This window comes from Oceanobacillus sojae (assembly GCF_900162665.1).
GTDB classification, from domain to species: Bacteria; Bacillota; Bacilli; order Bacillales; family Amphibacillaceae; genus Oceanobacillus; species Oceanobacillus sojae_A.
This window is the reverse complement of record NZ_LT727813.1, coordinates 535513-550094: the sequence shown is the minus strand read 5'-3', so window position 1 is coordinate 550094 and position 14582 is coordinate 535513. Positions and strand designations below refer to the sequence as shown.

The 14582-nt window shown below is 38.9% G+C and carries 14 protein-coding genes; 5 read left to right on the top strand and 9 right to left on the bottom strand.

Features of this window, described 5'->3' with window-relative positions; all coding sequences use genetic code 11:
* The first annotated feature begins 3 nt into the window (after window positions 1-3).
* The 3 genes from arcC (at window position 4) to BN1068_RS20050 (ending at window position 4296) form a co-directional block, all read left to right on the top strand.
* The gene (gene arcC / locus BN1068_RS20060; RefSeq protein ID WP_077604600.1) at window positions 4-936 is read left to right on the top strand and encodes a carbamate kinase; all 933 of its coding nucleotides are present in this window, start codon (window positions 4-6) and stop codon (window positions 934-936) included.
* A gap of 339 nt (window positions 937-1275) precedes the next feature.
* Window positions 1276-2523 (top strand): MFS transporter, encoded by a 1248-nt coding sequence (locus BN1068_RS20055; RefSeq protein ID WP_077604599.1) that lies wholly within the window; start codon window positions 1276-1278, stop codon window positions 2521-2523.
* A 543-nt stretch (window positions 2524-3066) separates the two neighbouring features.
* On the top strand, window positions 3067-4296 hold the full coding sequence (locus BN1068_RS20050) for a pyridoxal-phosphate-dependent aminotransferase family protein (protein WP_077604598.1): 1230 nt from the start codon (window positions 3067-3069) through the stop codon (window positions 4294-4296).
* 603 nt (window positions 4297-4899) lie between these two features.
* Here BN1068_RS20050 and BN1068_RS20045 read toward each other — a convergent pair.
* From BN1068_RS20045 to BN1068_RS20030, 4 genes are all read right to left on the bottom strand, one after another.
* Window positions 4900-5766 (bottom strand): alpha/beta hydrolase, encoded by an 867-nt coding sequence (locus tag BN1068_RS20045; protein WP_077604597.1) that lies wholly within the window; start codon window positions 5764-5766, stop codon window positions 4900-4902.
* A 127-nt stretch (window positions 5767-5893) separates the two neighbouring features.
* The gene (locus BN1068_RS20040) at window positions 5894-6679 is read right to left on the bottom strand and encodes a hypothetical protein (RefSeq protein ID WP_077604596.1); all 786 of its coding nucleotides are present in this window, start codon (window positions 6677-6679) and stop codon (window positions 5894-5896) included.
* Window positions 6679-7596 carry an ATP-binding cassette domain-containing protein gene (locus BN1068_RS20035; protein ID WP_077604595.1) on the bottom strand — a complete coding sequence of 306 codons (918 nt, stop codon included), beginning with the start codon at window positions 7594-7596 and terminating at the stop codon, window positions 6679-6681. The genes BN1068_RS20040 and BN1068_RS20035 overlap by 1 nt, the downstream gene beginning before the upstream one ends.
* Complete coding sequence (locus BN1068_RS20030; RefSeq protein WP_077604594.1) at window positions 7593-8045, bottom strand: helix-turn-helix transcriptional regulator; 453 nt, start codon at window positions 8043-8045, stop codon at window positions 7593-7595. The genes BN1068_RS20035 and BN1068_RS20030 overlap by 4 nt, the downstream gene beginning before the upstream one ends.
* A gap of 147 nt (window positions 8046-8192) precedes the next feature.
* Here BN1068_RS20030 and BN1068_RS20025 point away from each other — a divergent pair, with 147 nt between their 5' ends.
* Both BN1068_RS20025 and BN1068_RS20020 read left to right on the top strand, forming a co-directional pair.
* Complete coding sequence (locus tag BN1068_RS20025; RefSeq protein WP_077604593.1) at window positions 8193-9044, top strand: MerR family transcriptional regulator; 852 nt, start codon at window positions 8193-8195, stop codon at window positions 9042-9044.
* Complete coding sequence (locus tag BN1068_RS20020) at window positions 9045-10778, top strand: ABC transporter ATP-binding protein (RefSeq protein WP_077604592.1); 1734 nt, start codon at window positions 9045-9047, stop codon at window positions 10776-10778.
* Window positions 10779-10831: 53 nt separating this feature from the next.
* On the opposite strand, the gene BN1068_RS20015 is transcribed toward BN1068_RS20020, so the two are convergent.
* From BN1068_RS20015 to BN1068_RS19995, 5 genes are read right to left on the bottom strand one after another with little or no spacing between them, the layout of a single operon-like run.
* Window positions 10832-11539: a hypothetical protein gene (locus BN1068_RS20015; RefSeq protein WP_077604591.1), complete on the bottom strand. Its 708-nt coding sequence runs from the start codon at window positions 11537-11539 to the stop codon at window positions 10832-10834.
* The gene (locus tag BN1068_RS20010; protein ID WP_077604590.1) at window positions 11536-12417 is read right to left on the bottom strand and encodes an ATP-binding cassette domain-containing protein; all 882 of its coding nucleotides are present in this window, start codon (window positions 12415-12417) and stop codon (window positions 11536-11538) included. Before BN1068_RS20010 ends, BN1068_RS20015 begins: the two co-directional genes overlap by 4 nt.
* On the bottom strand, window positions 12414-12791 hold the full coding sequence (locus BN1068_RS20005) for a GntR family transcriptional regulator (RefSeq protein ID WP_077604589.1): 378 nt from the start codon (window positions 12789-12791) through the stop codon (window positions 12414-12416). Before BN1068_RS20005 ends, BN1068_RS20010 begins: the two co-directional genes overlap by 4 nt.
* A 30-nt stretch (window positions 12792-12821) precedes the next feature.
* Window positions 12822-13517, bottom strand: a complete 696-nt coding sequence (locus BN1068_RS20000) for a hypothetical protein (protein WP_077604588.1) — start codon at window positions 13515-13517, stop codon at window positions 12822-12824.
* Window positions 13514-14392 carry an ATP-binding cassette domain-containing protein gene (locus BN1068_RS19995; protein WP_077604587.1) on the bottom strand — a complete coding sequence of 293 codons (879 nt, stop codon included), beginning with the start codon at window positions 14390-14392 and terminating at the stop codon, window positions 13514-13516. Before BN1068_RS19995 ends, BN1068_RS20000 begins: the two co-directional genes overlap by 4 nt.
* Window positions 14393-14582: the final 190 nt, after the last annotated feature.

Sequence of the window (14582 nt, the reverse complement as noted above, 5' to 3'; positions counted from 1 at the left end):
AGAATGGGTAAAAGTGTCGTAATTGCATTAGGAGGTAATGCAATTTTACAGCCGAAGCAAGAAGCAACCTATACAAATCAATTAAACAATGTTATATCAGCAACAGGTCATATGATTGAAATCAGAGAAGCGGGCCACAATATTGTCATTACACACGGAAATGGTCCTCAGGTAGGAAATATTATTGTGCAGAATGAAGCGGCTAAAGATGTAATAGATCCGTTTCCAATTGATGTATGTAATGCAGAATCCCAAGGGTTTATTGGCTATATGCTGGAAAAATCTTTGAAAAATCATATCAAAGAGCGGGGTATTGCTGCAAACGTAGCTACATTATTAACAATGGTCGAAGTAGATAAAAACGATAAAGCATTTGAAAACCCGACAAAACCAATCGGTGTATTTTTCTCGGAAGAAGAAGCAAAAAGTATGGAAGCCCAAGGATTTACAATGGCAGAAGATGCGGGACGCGGCTATAGACGGGTTGTACCCTCTCCCGAACCAAAAGAAATACATGGAATTGACGAAATTAGACGTTTAATCGATGAGACTATTGTCATCTCATCTGGCGGCGGCGGTATACCTGTGTATCGGGACGATAACGGCCAAATACATGGTGTTGAGGCAGTGATTGATAAAGACCGTTCCGGATTAAAGCTTGCACAACAGGTGAATGCAGATGTCTTTATGATGTTAACAGATGTACCGAATGTATATATCAACTTTGGCAAAGAGAATGAGCAAAAACTGAGTCAGGTTACTATAGAAGAGGCAGAGCAATACGTAGCAGAAGGGCAATTCCCTGCTGGCAGTATGCTTCCTAAAATACAAGCAGGAATAGAAATGGCCAAGGCAGGTAAAGAAGCAATTATTTGCTCTCTGGATCAGGCAGTGGATGCTTTAGAAGGCAAAGCAGGCACACGTATCACAAAATAAGGAAATCTGTCTATGCTTAGAGGGAGGGCGAAGCATTAAAATCCTCCCTCCTTTTAAAAAGGATGAATACCCATATTTTTTGATAGAACAGGAAAGAAATGCAGTTTCAAAACGCATTAATTTTAACCGGCTGAGTTCTATTTTGCTTTTATTTGAGCACTAATTATGATAATGAAATAGAACTTTTATTTTCAGAATACTTTATTTATTATTTGTACATTGTTTTTTGTGTTACTATACTATTGATTTCAAAAACACATCGGAATAAAGGAACGTATTTGATTTAGATGGAAATTATATATTGAATAAAAAGAGCGTAAAATTGAAAGGACTAATAAAATGGATAATAAGGTAAATACAACCAACAAAAAAAAGCCATTGATTCCTTATTGGGGAAAAGTTGTTATCGTGTTTTTCTTTGGCTGGGTAGCACTATATGCAACAAGAACTATATTAAACCCGATAATGGGTGATATTGAATCAGCATTTTCATTAAGTAAGGCACAGCTTGGATTAATCTCGAGTATCTTTTTTATCGGCTATGCAGCTATGAATGTTCCGGCTGGAATATTAGGAGATAAAATTGGAAAAAAACGGGTACTTGTTCCCGGAGTAATTCTATTTGGATCACTTGCAGCAGTCACTGGGATGATGCCTACATTCTTTCTATTTATTTCTGCCTGGCTGATGGTTGGTCTTGCACAAGGAGTATATTATGGACCCCAATATGGTATATCATCTGAAATTATCCCAAAAAACCGTTTAACATTAGGAAGTGCTGTAATTAATGCCGGGATGGCTTTTGGTACATCTATTGGTTATTATATTTCCAGCTATGTTGTAGGGGAATGGGGATTCGGGTGGAGAGTTCCATTTTTTGTTATTGCAGTACCTGTCGTTATTATCGGTATTGCTATGGCAATTGTAGTCAAGGACAAACCAAAAACGAGTGAAGAAGTTCAAAGTCAGACTGCCGAACCGTTTAAGTTTTCTTCCCTATTTAATAGAAATTTAATTTTGGCATATATTATTATTTTCTGTTCGATTTATGGATTCTTTATGATTATTACCTGGTTGCCGTACTATTTGGAAACAGCACGCGGTTTAACCGGTGGAAATATTGCTTTTGTTGCATCGCTTGTTCCATGGGCAGCAATTCCAGGTTCGTTATTCTTCAGCTGGCTATCAGATAAGTGGGGACGCCGTAAGCCGGTATTGCTGATGATGCTGCCTTTTGGTATTTTATCAACCGCCTCCATTGTTTATTTTGACAGCATGCCGATTCTGTATATCACACTTATTGTATACGGAATTGTAGGGAAAATCAGCGTTAATCCGGTACTAATTGCGGTTGTAGCAAACAATGCACCACAGCAGTCCCTAGGTACTGCTTTTGGATTTTACAATTTTGTCGGAATGTTAGGTTCTATTCTGGCTCCATATATTACGGGGTGGCTGACGGATACAACTGGAAGTATGAATATTGGGTTTTACTTTGCAGCCGCTTTGCTGATTATCGCATGGATTGCAAGTTCTTTAATTGATGAAAGTCATCTGCCAGCTGCAGGTAAAGAAGCTAAAGCTTAACATTCAGCAAATTTTTCGTAAAAGCTGACTCCCTCCCTTTCGCATAGAATTTGCGAATACGCTCAATTCTTGAAACGGGTGTCTTACAGCCAGTTGCACGCTGATAAAATCTTCAATCAGTGAGGGATGTTTTTTCCCTCACTGATTTTTAGTTGAATTAGCCAAAAACGCATATGCTGTTCTACAATTATGTTCATGTTTTGAGGAAATGGTTGTTTTAAAATGAAACTATGCATGTACATGTCAATTAATATCACATTAATTAACAAAAATGAATACAAGATACGTAGATTTTAATTGAAAATCTAAAATAATCTGGTTGCTGCTTAGAAAAATCAAAGCGTAATAAAGATGAGTTCGGGTGTTGGTATTGTAAGTGAAAGTGGAAAGTAGACAGATGCTTATGTTATTATAGACGATACTATAACGGACCAGTATATTTGGGATTCCCATCAAATCAATGGAAACAGATACTGTATCGGAGCAGAGAATGAATTTGCTTTAGAAAAATATTAAATAAATTAGCTTATTGGAGGACTGGGAATGAAAAGTTATCAAGAAATTAATACTCCTTTACGAACGATTATGACACCGGGTCCGGTTGAGGTTGATCCAAGAGTACTTCGTGCAATGAGTACACCGATTCTTGGACAATTTGATCCTGCTTTTACAGAAATGATGAATGAGACAATGGACATGCTTCGGGAAGTTTTTCAAACAAAGAATAAATGGGCTTTTCCAATAGATGGAACATCACGTTCCGGGATAGAAGCTTTGTTAAGCAGTGTCATTGAGCCTGGGGATAAAGTGCTTATTCCTATATTTGGAAGGTTTGGTCATTTACTGACTGAAATTGTTGAAAGAAACAGGGCTGAGGTACACACAATCCACTGTGAGTGGGGAGAGGTTTTTGACCAGGAAGTGATTATTGAAGAGATGAAAAAAGTAAACCCCAAAGTACTCGCTATTGTACATGGAGAAACCTCTACAGGATGTATGCAGCCTCTGGATCGGATTGGACCGGCCTGCCGGGAAGCAGATGTGTTATGTATCGTGGATGCTGTTGCAACAATAGGCGGTACACCTGTGAAAGTGGACGAATGGCAGCTGGATGCTGTTATTGGAGGCACCCAGAAATGTCTGTCGGTCCCATCGGGGATGGCACCAATCACTTATAATGAACGGGTTGAACATATTCTTTCGACCAGAAAAAAGGTGGAAAAAGGAATTGCTACTGCGGAGGATCATGTTAATACAGGAGAGCCAATTCAAAGTAATTATTTTGATTTAAGTCAGCTGCAGGATTATTGGGGCTCGAGAAGACTGAATCATCATACAGAGGCAACCACCATGCTTTATGGTTTGCGGGAAGGCGTAAGAATTGTCTTGCAGGAAGGACTTGAAACTCGTTTTGAGCGGCATAAACTCCATGAAAAAGCTCTGATGGAAGGGATTAAAGCAATGGGGCTGGAGTTATTTAATGATGTTGCCTGGAAGCTGCCAATGGTAACTTGTATAAAAATTCCGGATGGTATTGATGGCGATTCTGTCAGGGCGAAGCTTCTTGAGCAATTTGGAATCGAAATTGCGAGTTCCTTTGGTCCTTTACATGGGAAAATCTGGCGTATTGGTACGATGGGCTTCAGCTGCCGAAAGGAAAATGTATTATTTGTCATTTCGGCACTGGAAGGTGTATTAATTCGTCATGGAGCTCAGCTGAATTCCGGGAAAGGACTGCAAGCCGCTCTTGATATATATGAGTCAGCCGAATAACTTTTTACACAGAAAGAGGAGTAGTAAAAAACAAGCAAATTTATGTTGAAATTAGTTTCGAATAAAATTTGAACACGGAGCAGTCTATTCAGATAAAACGAATACAGACTGCTCTTTTTTTATGTTAATTCAACTTTCGCACCTAAAAAATAACTTGCTTATCACTGGGACCTGTGTTGATCGTTCCTTCCACCTATCTCTTGATAAAGCATAAACTCAATCTAGAAAAAGAAGGTAACGTGTAAGGCTACCGCTACGGCGGACCGTTTTGCTTTCGACGTACAAATGTTTCCGGTGGGGCGAGCTGAAGATCCACTTGAAAAGCGGTTTTCTTTTCAAGTTAGCTGAAGCCGTCCCCATGGCAGACTAAGATCGCAACGTCCTGGGGTTGCGATTACTCACCCCATCGAAAAGAGTTGTTGCAACGTCTGCACTAGTACGTCCTGTACGTCGGAAAGCGTAGTGGTTGGTCGGAGCGGAGCTATACGCAATCTCGATTTCAACAACAGTAAGATAATTTAAACAAAAAAGCAGGAAGCACACTATTTGAAGATAAGTGCTTTCCTGCTTTTTCTGTGGAGCTATTATATTCTTTGTAAAAAATTAATCAAGCTGCTGTTTCAGAAATTGAATTACTTTTTCAAAAGCCTGAATGACTTGTGGATCTTCCATGTTCTGATCAAAAGAATGTTTTCCATTGGATATACTAATCAATTGGTTAACGACACCCGCCTCTTCCAATACCTGCTTCATATTAACTGATTCCTGATATGGTACATCCTCATCCTGATCACCATGCAAAAGCAGGGTTGGAGGATAGTTACTGTCCGCGAGATGGGCAGGACAGTACTCCTTTAAGGAAGATAAATCCTCATTGGAGCTTTTGCCGGTTACATAATCGATCCATTTCCCCTGCTGCCGGCAATAAAGATAGATGGCATATCTTTTTTCAATAGGAGAGAAGGCTATCTGCTTATCCATAATTAATTGATTGGCAAGCATTTCCGGGGCTGAAGGCATTTTTGTAAAATGGGGGCTGGGCTCAGTATACCAGTCTCCCGTAATGTCTCCGTAGCCATAGAAGGAAACAATTGCTTTGGGGCGGATTGCCAGTGTGCCAGTCATTAATGCCAGATAAGCACCAGCAGAAGATCCAATGACGGCAATGTTCTCCATATCAAAGTCAAATTGCCGGTTTCCTTCCTCAGTCAGCCAGATAATGGCATCGCGTATATCTTCTATAATTTCCGGCAGCTTTGTTTCCGGAGCCAGCCGATAATCGATGGAAAATACATTAAAACCGGCATCAGTATACAACGCAATCTGTTTTTTATCCAAATCGTCTTTGGCACCCCATATTAATCCGCCTCCATGAATATACATGAGCAGAGGTGCGTGTTTTTTGACTGTTTCATGAAGTGTACCTTTTATTTCACAGTCATTGGTTATCTTATACGTATATGTTTTCATGTTAGTCACTCACTTTCATAGAGAATATGATATCGGCATGTTTTTATTCTGTCAAATGAAAGTATGCGTTTTTACATCTCTCGTACGGTGAATAAGGAACACGAGTGCTATTGCATAGCCTGTAAGGTTATTTTACTTCCGCTTTCCGGAAGATAAGAAAGCTGACCAGATAGAAAATGAAAATAAATAACAAGCAGATAATCACACTCTTTGTAACAAATTTCCCGCTCATCTCAAGAGTTAACCGGGATAAATCAATCCCATACGGAGTATAGGTTATTACAGAATGAACCGTGTCATTCAGACTTGAGATTGGTCCAAGAATCAGGCTGGTCATATACGTGGCAGCGATAACGAAAACTGCTTTTTTAAATAGAAACATATAAAACATGCTGACCATCAGCTGACTGAAGAAGATAAGCAATGAAAGCCCGCTGATCAATATGATTTTGCCGAGCAATCCGGCTGTAACTTCCTGTTCTGCTGCCCCGGCTAAAATGTTTAAGGTCGGTGTCGGAATAAAACCGCTGAATGCTGTATCCGTAAAAGCAAAAATAACTGTGATAATGATATAGGGCAGATATAACAATGCAATTAAAATAAAAAATGAAATAATCTTGTTAATAATAATTGTGTTTCTGCTATGCCCGCCCGACACAGCATTTTCAATGATTTTATTTTCAAAATCGGTCGTAAGGCAAATGCCTGCAGCGATACTTCCCAGCAATGCTATCATCTGTGTTTCAGAAAACAGTGACAAGGTACCGGATGCAGCCTCTAAGCTGAGACTTCCAATAGAAACATAATGAGAACTGGCAGTAAAAATAATTGCGCTGAGAATGGATAAAATAAATACTGTCCAGGGAGAAATGGACCTGCTTAATTTAAAGAAATCAGCGTTTAACAGCTGCATCAGCTAACACCTCCTATTAATTGAAGGTAATAGCTTTCCAGGGTCTCTTCCTGCGTTGTAAAAGTAGTAACAACAATATCATGATTGATTAAGGCTTTTGATAATTCCTCTTTTTTATTAATAAAGTCATACAATTTAATACTTTTATCAGGCTGGACAATAAAATTCTCTGTTTGAAGGGATTCTTTCAGCACCTTCTGCAGCTTCTCCGGCTCATTACAATCAATAAGAAGGTGTTTGTTGATTTGTTCCTCTAATTTGTCATGGCTGAGCGTTTTCAGGATTTTTCCTTCATTAACAATAATAAATTCATCAGCAGTTTGATGAAGCTCTGCTAAATGGTGACTGGATAAAAGAATGGTTATTTGATATTTAGCGGCCAGGCTCTTTATTAGCTGCCTGATTTCAGCAATACCGCTCGGATCCAGACCATTAACAGGCTCATCAAGCATCAGTATTCTCGGATTACCAAGTAAAGTGATGGCAATTCCCAGGCGCTGACGCATACCTAAGGAGAAATCTTTTGCTTTCTTTTTACCGGCAGCCCCCAGTCCGACGATGTCGAGCACTTTCTGGTCCACATTTTCATCTTTGATACCTTTCATCTTTTTATGGACACGGAGATTATCGCGCGCGCTCAAATACCCGAGAATACTGGGGTTCTCAATCATACTGCCCATTTGTTTCCGGCCAGCCTGCAATGCTTTTTGATTCGATTGGTTAAATAAATACAGCTCGCCGGAAGTGGGAAAGGATAAACCGGCAATAATCCGCATAAATGTGGTTTTACCGGCTCCGTTTTGACCAATCAGGCCGTAAATTTTCCCCTTCTCCAAGGATATAGATACATTTTCCAATGCTTGAAAACCATTATAGTCTTTGAAAATATTTTTAGCTTCGAGAATATATTCCTTCATTTTTTAAGATCCTTTGTGTGATTTAAAATTCCCTGCGTCATCGCTGTGAAAAATTCTACAGGAACTAAAGCGATACCGATACTTTCAGGGTTCTCGTCACCTAAAACAAGAAACTGATCACCTTCCTGCATATGGACCATACTCACTGCTTTTTCCGGTAATTTTACATAACCATCCTTCTCTAAGGGAATGGTGTTAAACATATGCTTTCCCTTTGGAGGAATTGGAAAGCCGCTCTCTTTTTGATCATAATGAATTAAATTATCTAAAGAAACATCAAATAAGGCGGCGAGTGCATCACAATTGATAATATCGGGTAAGGACTCTCCATTTTCCCATTTGGCAATTGATTGGCGGGTGACACCAATTTTTTCTGCTAATTCTTCCTGGGAATAATTATTTTCTCTTCTTAAAAAAGCAAGGTTTCGTGATAAGGTAATTTTGTTCATCCCATGCATCCCTTTCGTTTGGGTATACTTTTATTTTAACGATTAATGGACAGGAAACAACCAATGAAGGGTAACCATTTATGTTAACTTCAGTTGCGTATTAAAAATATCAACTTCCCGCTTGCGCCTGACGTAACGTGAGGTGATATGATAAAGCTATTAATCGGGAAAGGACTTGAAGCAGATATGAAAAAGGAAACATTCTCCATCAGTGAGTTTGCTAAATCAACAGGCGTATCTGTAAGGACACTGCATTATTATGATGAGAAAAATATATTGAAGCCGAAACGGGATGAACATACAGGACACCGAGTTTACGAGCAAGAGGATATGATTCAGCTGCATAAGATTATGACAATGAAATTTTTAGGAATGAGCTTAGATGAAATCAAAGCTTATATGCAGGCGAATACCTTTGATTTAAGCTTTATTGATACATTAAGGCTCCAGGAATCAAAACTGATTAAGGATAGGGAGCAAATTGATATAGCTTTGGATGCTATCCAGCGTACAGTATATCTTTTAGAAAATGAAAAAGAAGTGGACCACGCTGTGCTTATCAGTCTGCTGGCAAGTATGCAAAACGAGAAGAAACAGGAGGAACTGGCAAAAGGAATTATTAAAGATGATGTAATGAAGAAGATGTTCCCGCAGACAGCTAAGGAGAAGATGATTTTTGAACAGGGATTACTGACATTTTATAAACGGGTCAGAAAGCATTTTGGAAAATCGGCAGATGATCCAGAAGTTCAACAGATGCTGGATGATTTTTATCGTCTTATCCTGGAGGTAGTGGGGATGGACTCTTTGAAAGAACTAACAGATATTTTTTCTTTGAACATTGAGGACAAAGAGAATGAGGAACGGATAGAAGCATATATTCAAGAAATCGAGCGGCTTGTTCCATCTCCAATTACAGAAGAGGAAGAAGCGTGGCTCGGGCAAATTACTACGGATTATATGGGTCCTTTATGGGACGAGGAAGAAGGAGAGAATTAAATGGAAACACCGAAGCAATCATCAAGTAATTTTATAAAGCTTATACTATCTACAAGGATACCGAAGCTTGTTTTAATGTTAGGTTTAATAGGAAGTATCCTGACTACTTTAGTTGGCCTGACAATCCCGCTGCTCACAAGGGAGCTTGTGGATGGATTCTCCATCGCAGATTTAGATTGGCGCTTTATTGTTCTGATCATTGGCGTATTTATCGTGCATGCACTGGTAGATGGCTTGTCAGCATATGCACTTGCTTATGTCGGACAAAAGGTTGTTGCGCGGCTTCGGGAAATCTTATGGAAAAAGCTGATCCGCCTGCCAGTTCCTTATTTTCAGAAACAGCCGAGCGGAGAGTCTGTCAGCCGTGTGATTAATGATACAGGAATTGTAAAGGATTTAGTATCCCAGCATTTTCCACAGTTTATTTCCGGCCTAATTTCCATTATAGGAGCAGTTATTATCCTGTTGTTTATGGATTGGAAAATGACTTTAATTATGTTTATTGCTGTTCCGGTTACATTGGCGGTAATGCTGCCGTTAGGGAAGCGGATGGCAAAAGTATCGCGCAGTCTGCAGGATCAGACAGCTAATTTTCAAGGAGAGATTCAGCAGACAGTCAGTGAAATTAGATTAATGAAATCTTCTACAGCAGAACAGAAGGAAGAAAAGCGGGGCTTACAGGGAATTTTCAAGCTATTGCAGACAGGATTGAAAGAGGCAAAGATTTTCTCTGTGATTGCACCATTTATGTATATGATTGTCATGCTTGTTATCGTTATGATTATCGGCTATGGAGGTATCCGGGTGGAGCAGGGGACCATGACAACCGGATCACTTGTCGCATTTCTCTTGTATTTATTTCAGATTGTCATGCCTCTAACGACATTTGCAATGTTTTTCACGGAATTGCAAAAGGCTAAAGGAGCTACCGAGCGTATTTCAGAAATTTTACAGGAAGAAGAGGAAGAGGTATTGCCCGGCTCTAAAAAACGGATTGGCGATCTGCCGCTGGAATTTAAAAAAGTCAGTTTTTCTTATGAAGCAGGCGAGCAGATTCTGAATAAGGTATCATTTTCTGCATCTCCGGGAGAAATGGTGGCATTTGCCGGACCAAGCGGGGGAGGGAAGACCACCGTATTCGGCTTAATTGAACGCTATTATGAGCCGGATGAAGGAGCCATTCTGCTTGGGGAAGAATCCATTCAGGATATTTCTTTAGCCTCCTGGCGTTCCCAGCTCGGTTACGTATCTCAGGAAAGCTCGATGATGTCTGGAACAATTCGTGACAATTTAACCTATGGATTGGAAAATGCAGAAAATATTGCTGAGGAACAACTTTGGGCAGTTGCGGAAATGGCCTATGCTGCACAATTTATACAGGAGCTGCCAAATGGAATGGATACACAGGTCGGGGAACGGGGCACGAAGTTATCAGGCGGACAGCGGCAGCGCATCAATATTGCGAGAGCTTTCCTGCGTAATCCGAAAATTTTATTGCTTGATGAAGCAACGGCAAGTCTCGATAGTCAATCAGAACAGGTGGTTCAAAAAGCATTGCAGCGATTGATGGAAGGAAGAACGACATTTGTAATTGCCCATCGCTTAGCTACAATTATTGATGCAGATCAGATTATCTTTATTGAAAATGGGGAGGTTACCGGAAAAGGAACACATCAGGATTTATTGGAATCGCATGAGCTGTATCGTTCTTTTGCAGAGCAGCAGTTGAAGTAAAATAAAAGAGTAAAGCATGTCGCTCAATGATATGCTTTACTCTTTTTATTCAGTCAGATTTTTACTGTCACATCTTTAATCAGCCGATAGTTAACGCCAAAAAGGAGAATAATTAATACAATGTTCAATGGAAAGGCTATAAAAGCTGGCAAATGGATCATATTTGTAAAGAAAGAAAAATGTGTGACTTCTATGAGAATACCGGTTATTGCTAAAAGAAGAATGCTGCAAGCAATGGATAAAAGTCCATACAGCCAGCCTAAACGATAGAAGGTCAAGCCAATCATCCAGCCGATTAAAAAGTAAATAAGGTGCATGATAATAAAGCTGACAAAGATATAAATGAATTCGGAGATGCTGCTTGTGAAATCAAACTCCTGTCCATGAATATTCCATCCTGTCCATCCAGCTGCAAATTCGAGAATAAAGGTTAACAGGATGAGCATAATTGTTATGACAACGGCCAGTAATACGGAAGTCAGCGCCGCTCCAAAGAAGAAATTTTTTCTGGCAGCTCCTTGCTGCATGTAATAATAAAAGAAAGTCGATGTTGTCAGGATACCAATAACTAACATATAAATAGCTGAAGATCCGTTTGAAAAGTTTGCCAAGTCTATAAAACTGGAATGCGGCCCGGAAGCAAAGCTTACTACGACAATATAAATGACAAACATAAAGGAAAGAAACCATATTGTCCACTTCACTTGCTCCTTAAATAGTAATCCGGCTATTTTTTTGGATGATAAAATAATAGGATTCATTCTTCTTCCCCCTTTGTTAAATGCACAAACAAATCATGGAGAGAGAGGTTGCCAATCTCGAGTCCAGCTTGATCAGCAGCAATTCTCTGCTGTTCAGAAAGTCCGCCATATACCATGACAGATTTTGTTCCACCAAGCACTTGACTGTTTAATACCTCTAAGCCTTCCGTAAATGCATCTACTTGTTCCAGGGAACCTGTAAGAGAGAACCCTTCAGAAATCACTTGCTCATTTGTGCCCTGTAATAAAACCTTTCCGTTATGAATCATCAGCACTTCATCGAATAGATAATCTGCTTCCGAAACAAGGTGCGTTGAAAAAATAATCGTTCTTGGATGCTCTTCCTGATCGTTTAAAATTTCTTTATAAAAAATTTCCCTTGTCGGCGCATCCATTCCTAAATAAGCTTCATCAAAAATAGTTAAAGGAGCTCTGGATGCTAACCCGATAATAGCTTGAAATGCTGACTTCTTCCCTTTGGACAGCTGATTCACTTTTTTATTTAAAGGCAGCTTAAATTTCTTAACCAATTGAAGAGCATACGCTTCATCAAAATTTGGCCGGAAATAAGCCATTTCTTTTAACATTTCTCCAACTTTGTCATAGGTATATTCCAAATCCTTCTGCTGATCAAAAATAAAAATTGTATCCTGCATGATTCTTGGGTTTTCAAAAGGATTTTCTCCATCAATGGTGAGAGTCCCATTATCAGCCTTTCGAAAAGCTGACAGCACAGATAATAAGGTAGTTTTCCCTGCGCCATTTCTTCCTAATAAGCCATGAATTTTTCCAGCCTTCAGCTGAAAACTGACCTGATCAATAGCTGTGAAATCTTTATATTGTACACTGACTTCTTTTGCTTCAATCGCATAACTCATGCTTTATCCCCCTTTCTTGCTTTTTTTATCAGGTCAATGATTTCGTTCTCTGTAATACGAAGCTTCTCTGCTTCCTGGACTAAACCGATGATATAATCATCCATAAACGCCTGCTTTCGTTTTTGAACGAGTTTTTGCTTTGCTCCTTCTGCGACAAACATACCAACACCTCGCTTCTTATATAGAATACCTTCATCTACAAGCTGTGTAACACCCTTGGAAATAGTGGCGTGATTGATTTTATAAAATTGGACCAGCTGATTGGTGGAGGGAGCCTGCTCGCCTTCCCTTAACTGATTATTGACAATCTGGTCTTCAATCTGTTCCCGGACCTGAATGAAAATAGGTTTATCACTCCGAAATTGTGTGGACATGGTTCGTATAGCCTCCTTTCTGATATGATTTTATAATCGAATGGGTACGTCTCTAGTTAAGCGGTAGTTACAGACGATTAAAATGGCTATCACGATAAAGAAAATAAGATAAGGCCCAATACTGATAATCTGCAGATTAACGGTGAAAAATTTAATGGTATGTGCAATATCAGCTTTATCTTGTAATAATGCGGATATCCCGAAAAATGGAAAGGAAATAAGGATAAACAATAATCCAATCTTCCAGCGAAAACGATAAAAACCAAGCCCCATAAACCAGCCAAGTAAAAGGTAAAAGAAATGGGCAACGGAATAATCAGCTATGCTTTGAATGAAGGATAATACCCCGCCGCCGATTAATGGATCTGTCCATGGGACAGCAAATCCTAATGCTGGGACGAGTGTCTCAAATAAAACAATCATGGTGATCATCGCCAAAGCTAATATAATAGAAAGCAAAGCAGATGCGAATAAAGCGGCTTTAAAAAACATTTTCCTGGAAATTCCTAATTTATAATAGTAATCTAAGAACCCATAAGAATAAAGCAATCCGATAATTAACATAAATATAGTAGAAGTGGTATTGCTGATATCAAGGTTATCTAAAAACCCCCAATGGTTCGCGATAGTAGTTCCAATTGTTAAAACAATTATAATGCTATAGAACCAGGAAGCCCATTTAATCTGTTCAATGAGAAATGCCCAGCCTAAATGAAATTGTTTCATGTTCTTTCCTCCTCCTTCGTCAAATGTATAAACAGATTATTTATAGATAGTGAACCGATTTCTAAATCGAGTTCAACCGCTTCTCGCTGCTCTTGTTTCGGTAAAGTTCCGTAAACCATCACAGATTTTGTTCCACCAAGCATCTCTTCGTAAATGACCTCTAATGTTTTTGTGAATGCCTCAACATCTTCTTTAGCTCCTGTAATGGAGAAGCCTTTTTCAAGAAGTTGCTCGCTTGTTTCTTGTAATAAAACTTTTCCGTTATCGATTATAAGGACTTCATCAAAGAGGTACTCCATTTCTGAAACAAGATGTGTAGAAAATAAAATCGTACGCGGATGTCTTTCCTGCTCTAACAAGATTTCTTTGTAAAACAGTTCTCTTGCCGGTGCATCCATTCCCAGATATGCTTCATCAAAAATAGTGAGCGGGGTTCTGCTTGCTAAGCCAATGGCAACCTGCAAAGCGGAATATTGTCCTTTTGATAATTGATCAGCACTTTTATTCGTAGGAATTTTAAATCTTTTTACTAATTCTCTTGCATAAGCCTCATCAAAATATGGACGGAAATAAAGCATTCTCTTTATAATCTTATCGATTTTATCGTAGTCGTAAGTATTATCTTTTTCATAAATAAAAGACGTCCCCTGCAAAATCCGTTCATTTTCAAAAGGATCTTCTCCGTCAATAACAATCGTTCCGTGCTTTGCTTTGTGAAAGGAAGCAAGGTATGTTAACAGGGTTGTTTTTCCGGCACCATTCCTTCCTAATATGCCATGAACCTTGCCTGAAGACAGTTTGAAATTCAACTGATCTAATGCTTTAAAATTCTTATAATGTACCGTTAAACCATTTACTTCAATGGAATAAGACATGTGCATCCTCCTTTAAATATTTATATTTAATCTTATACTGTGTTATGGTTATATACTTATGTGTATAACCATAACAGTGTTACGGTTTCTTGTCAATAAAATTTTAAAATATCCCGGAGAAAAGTGAAATAGGGAGGTATAGAACTGGAAATACATACATTTATATTTATAAGGTTTATTTATATAATGA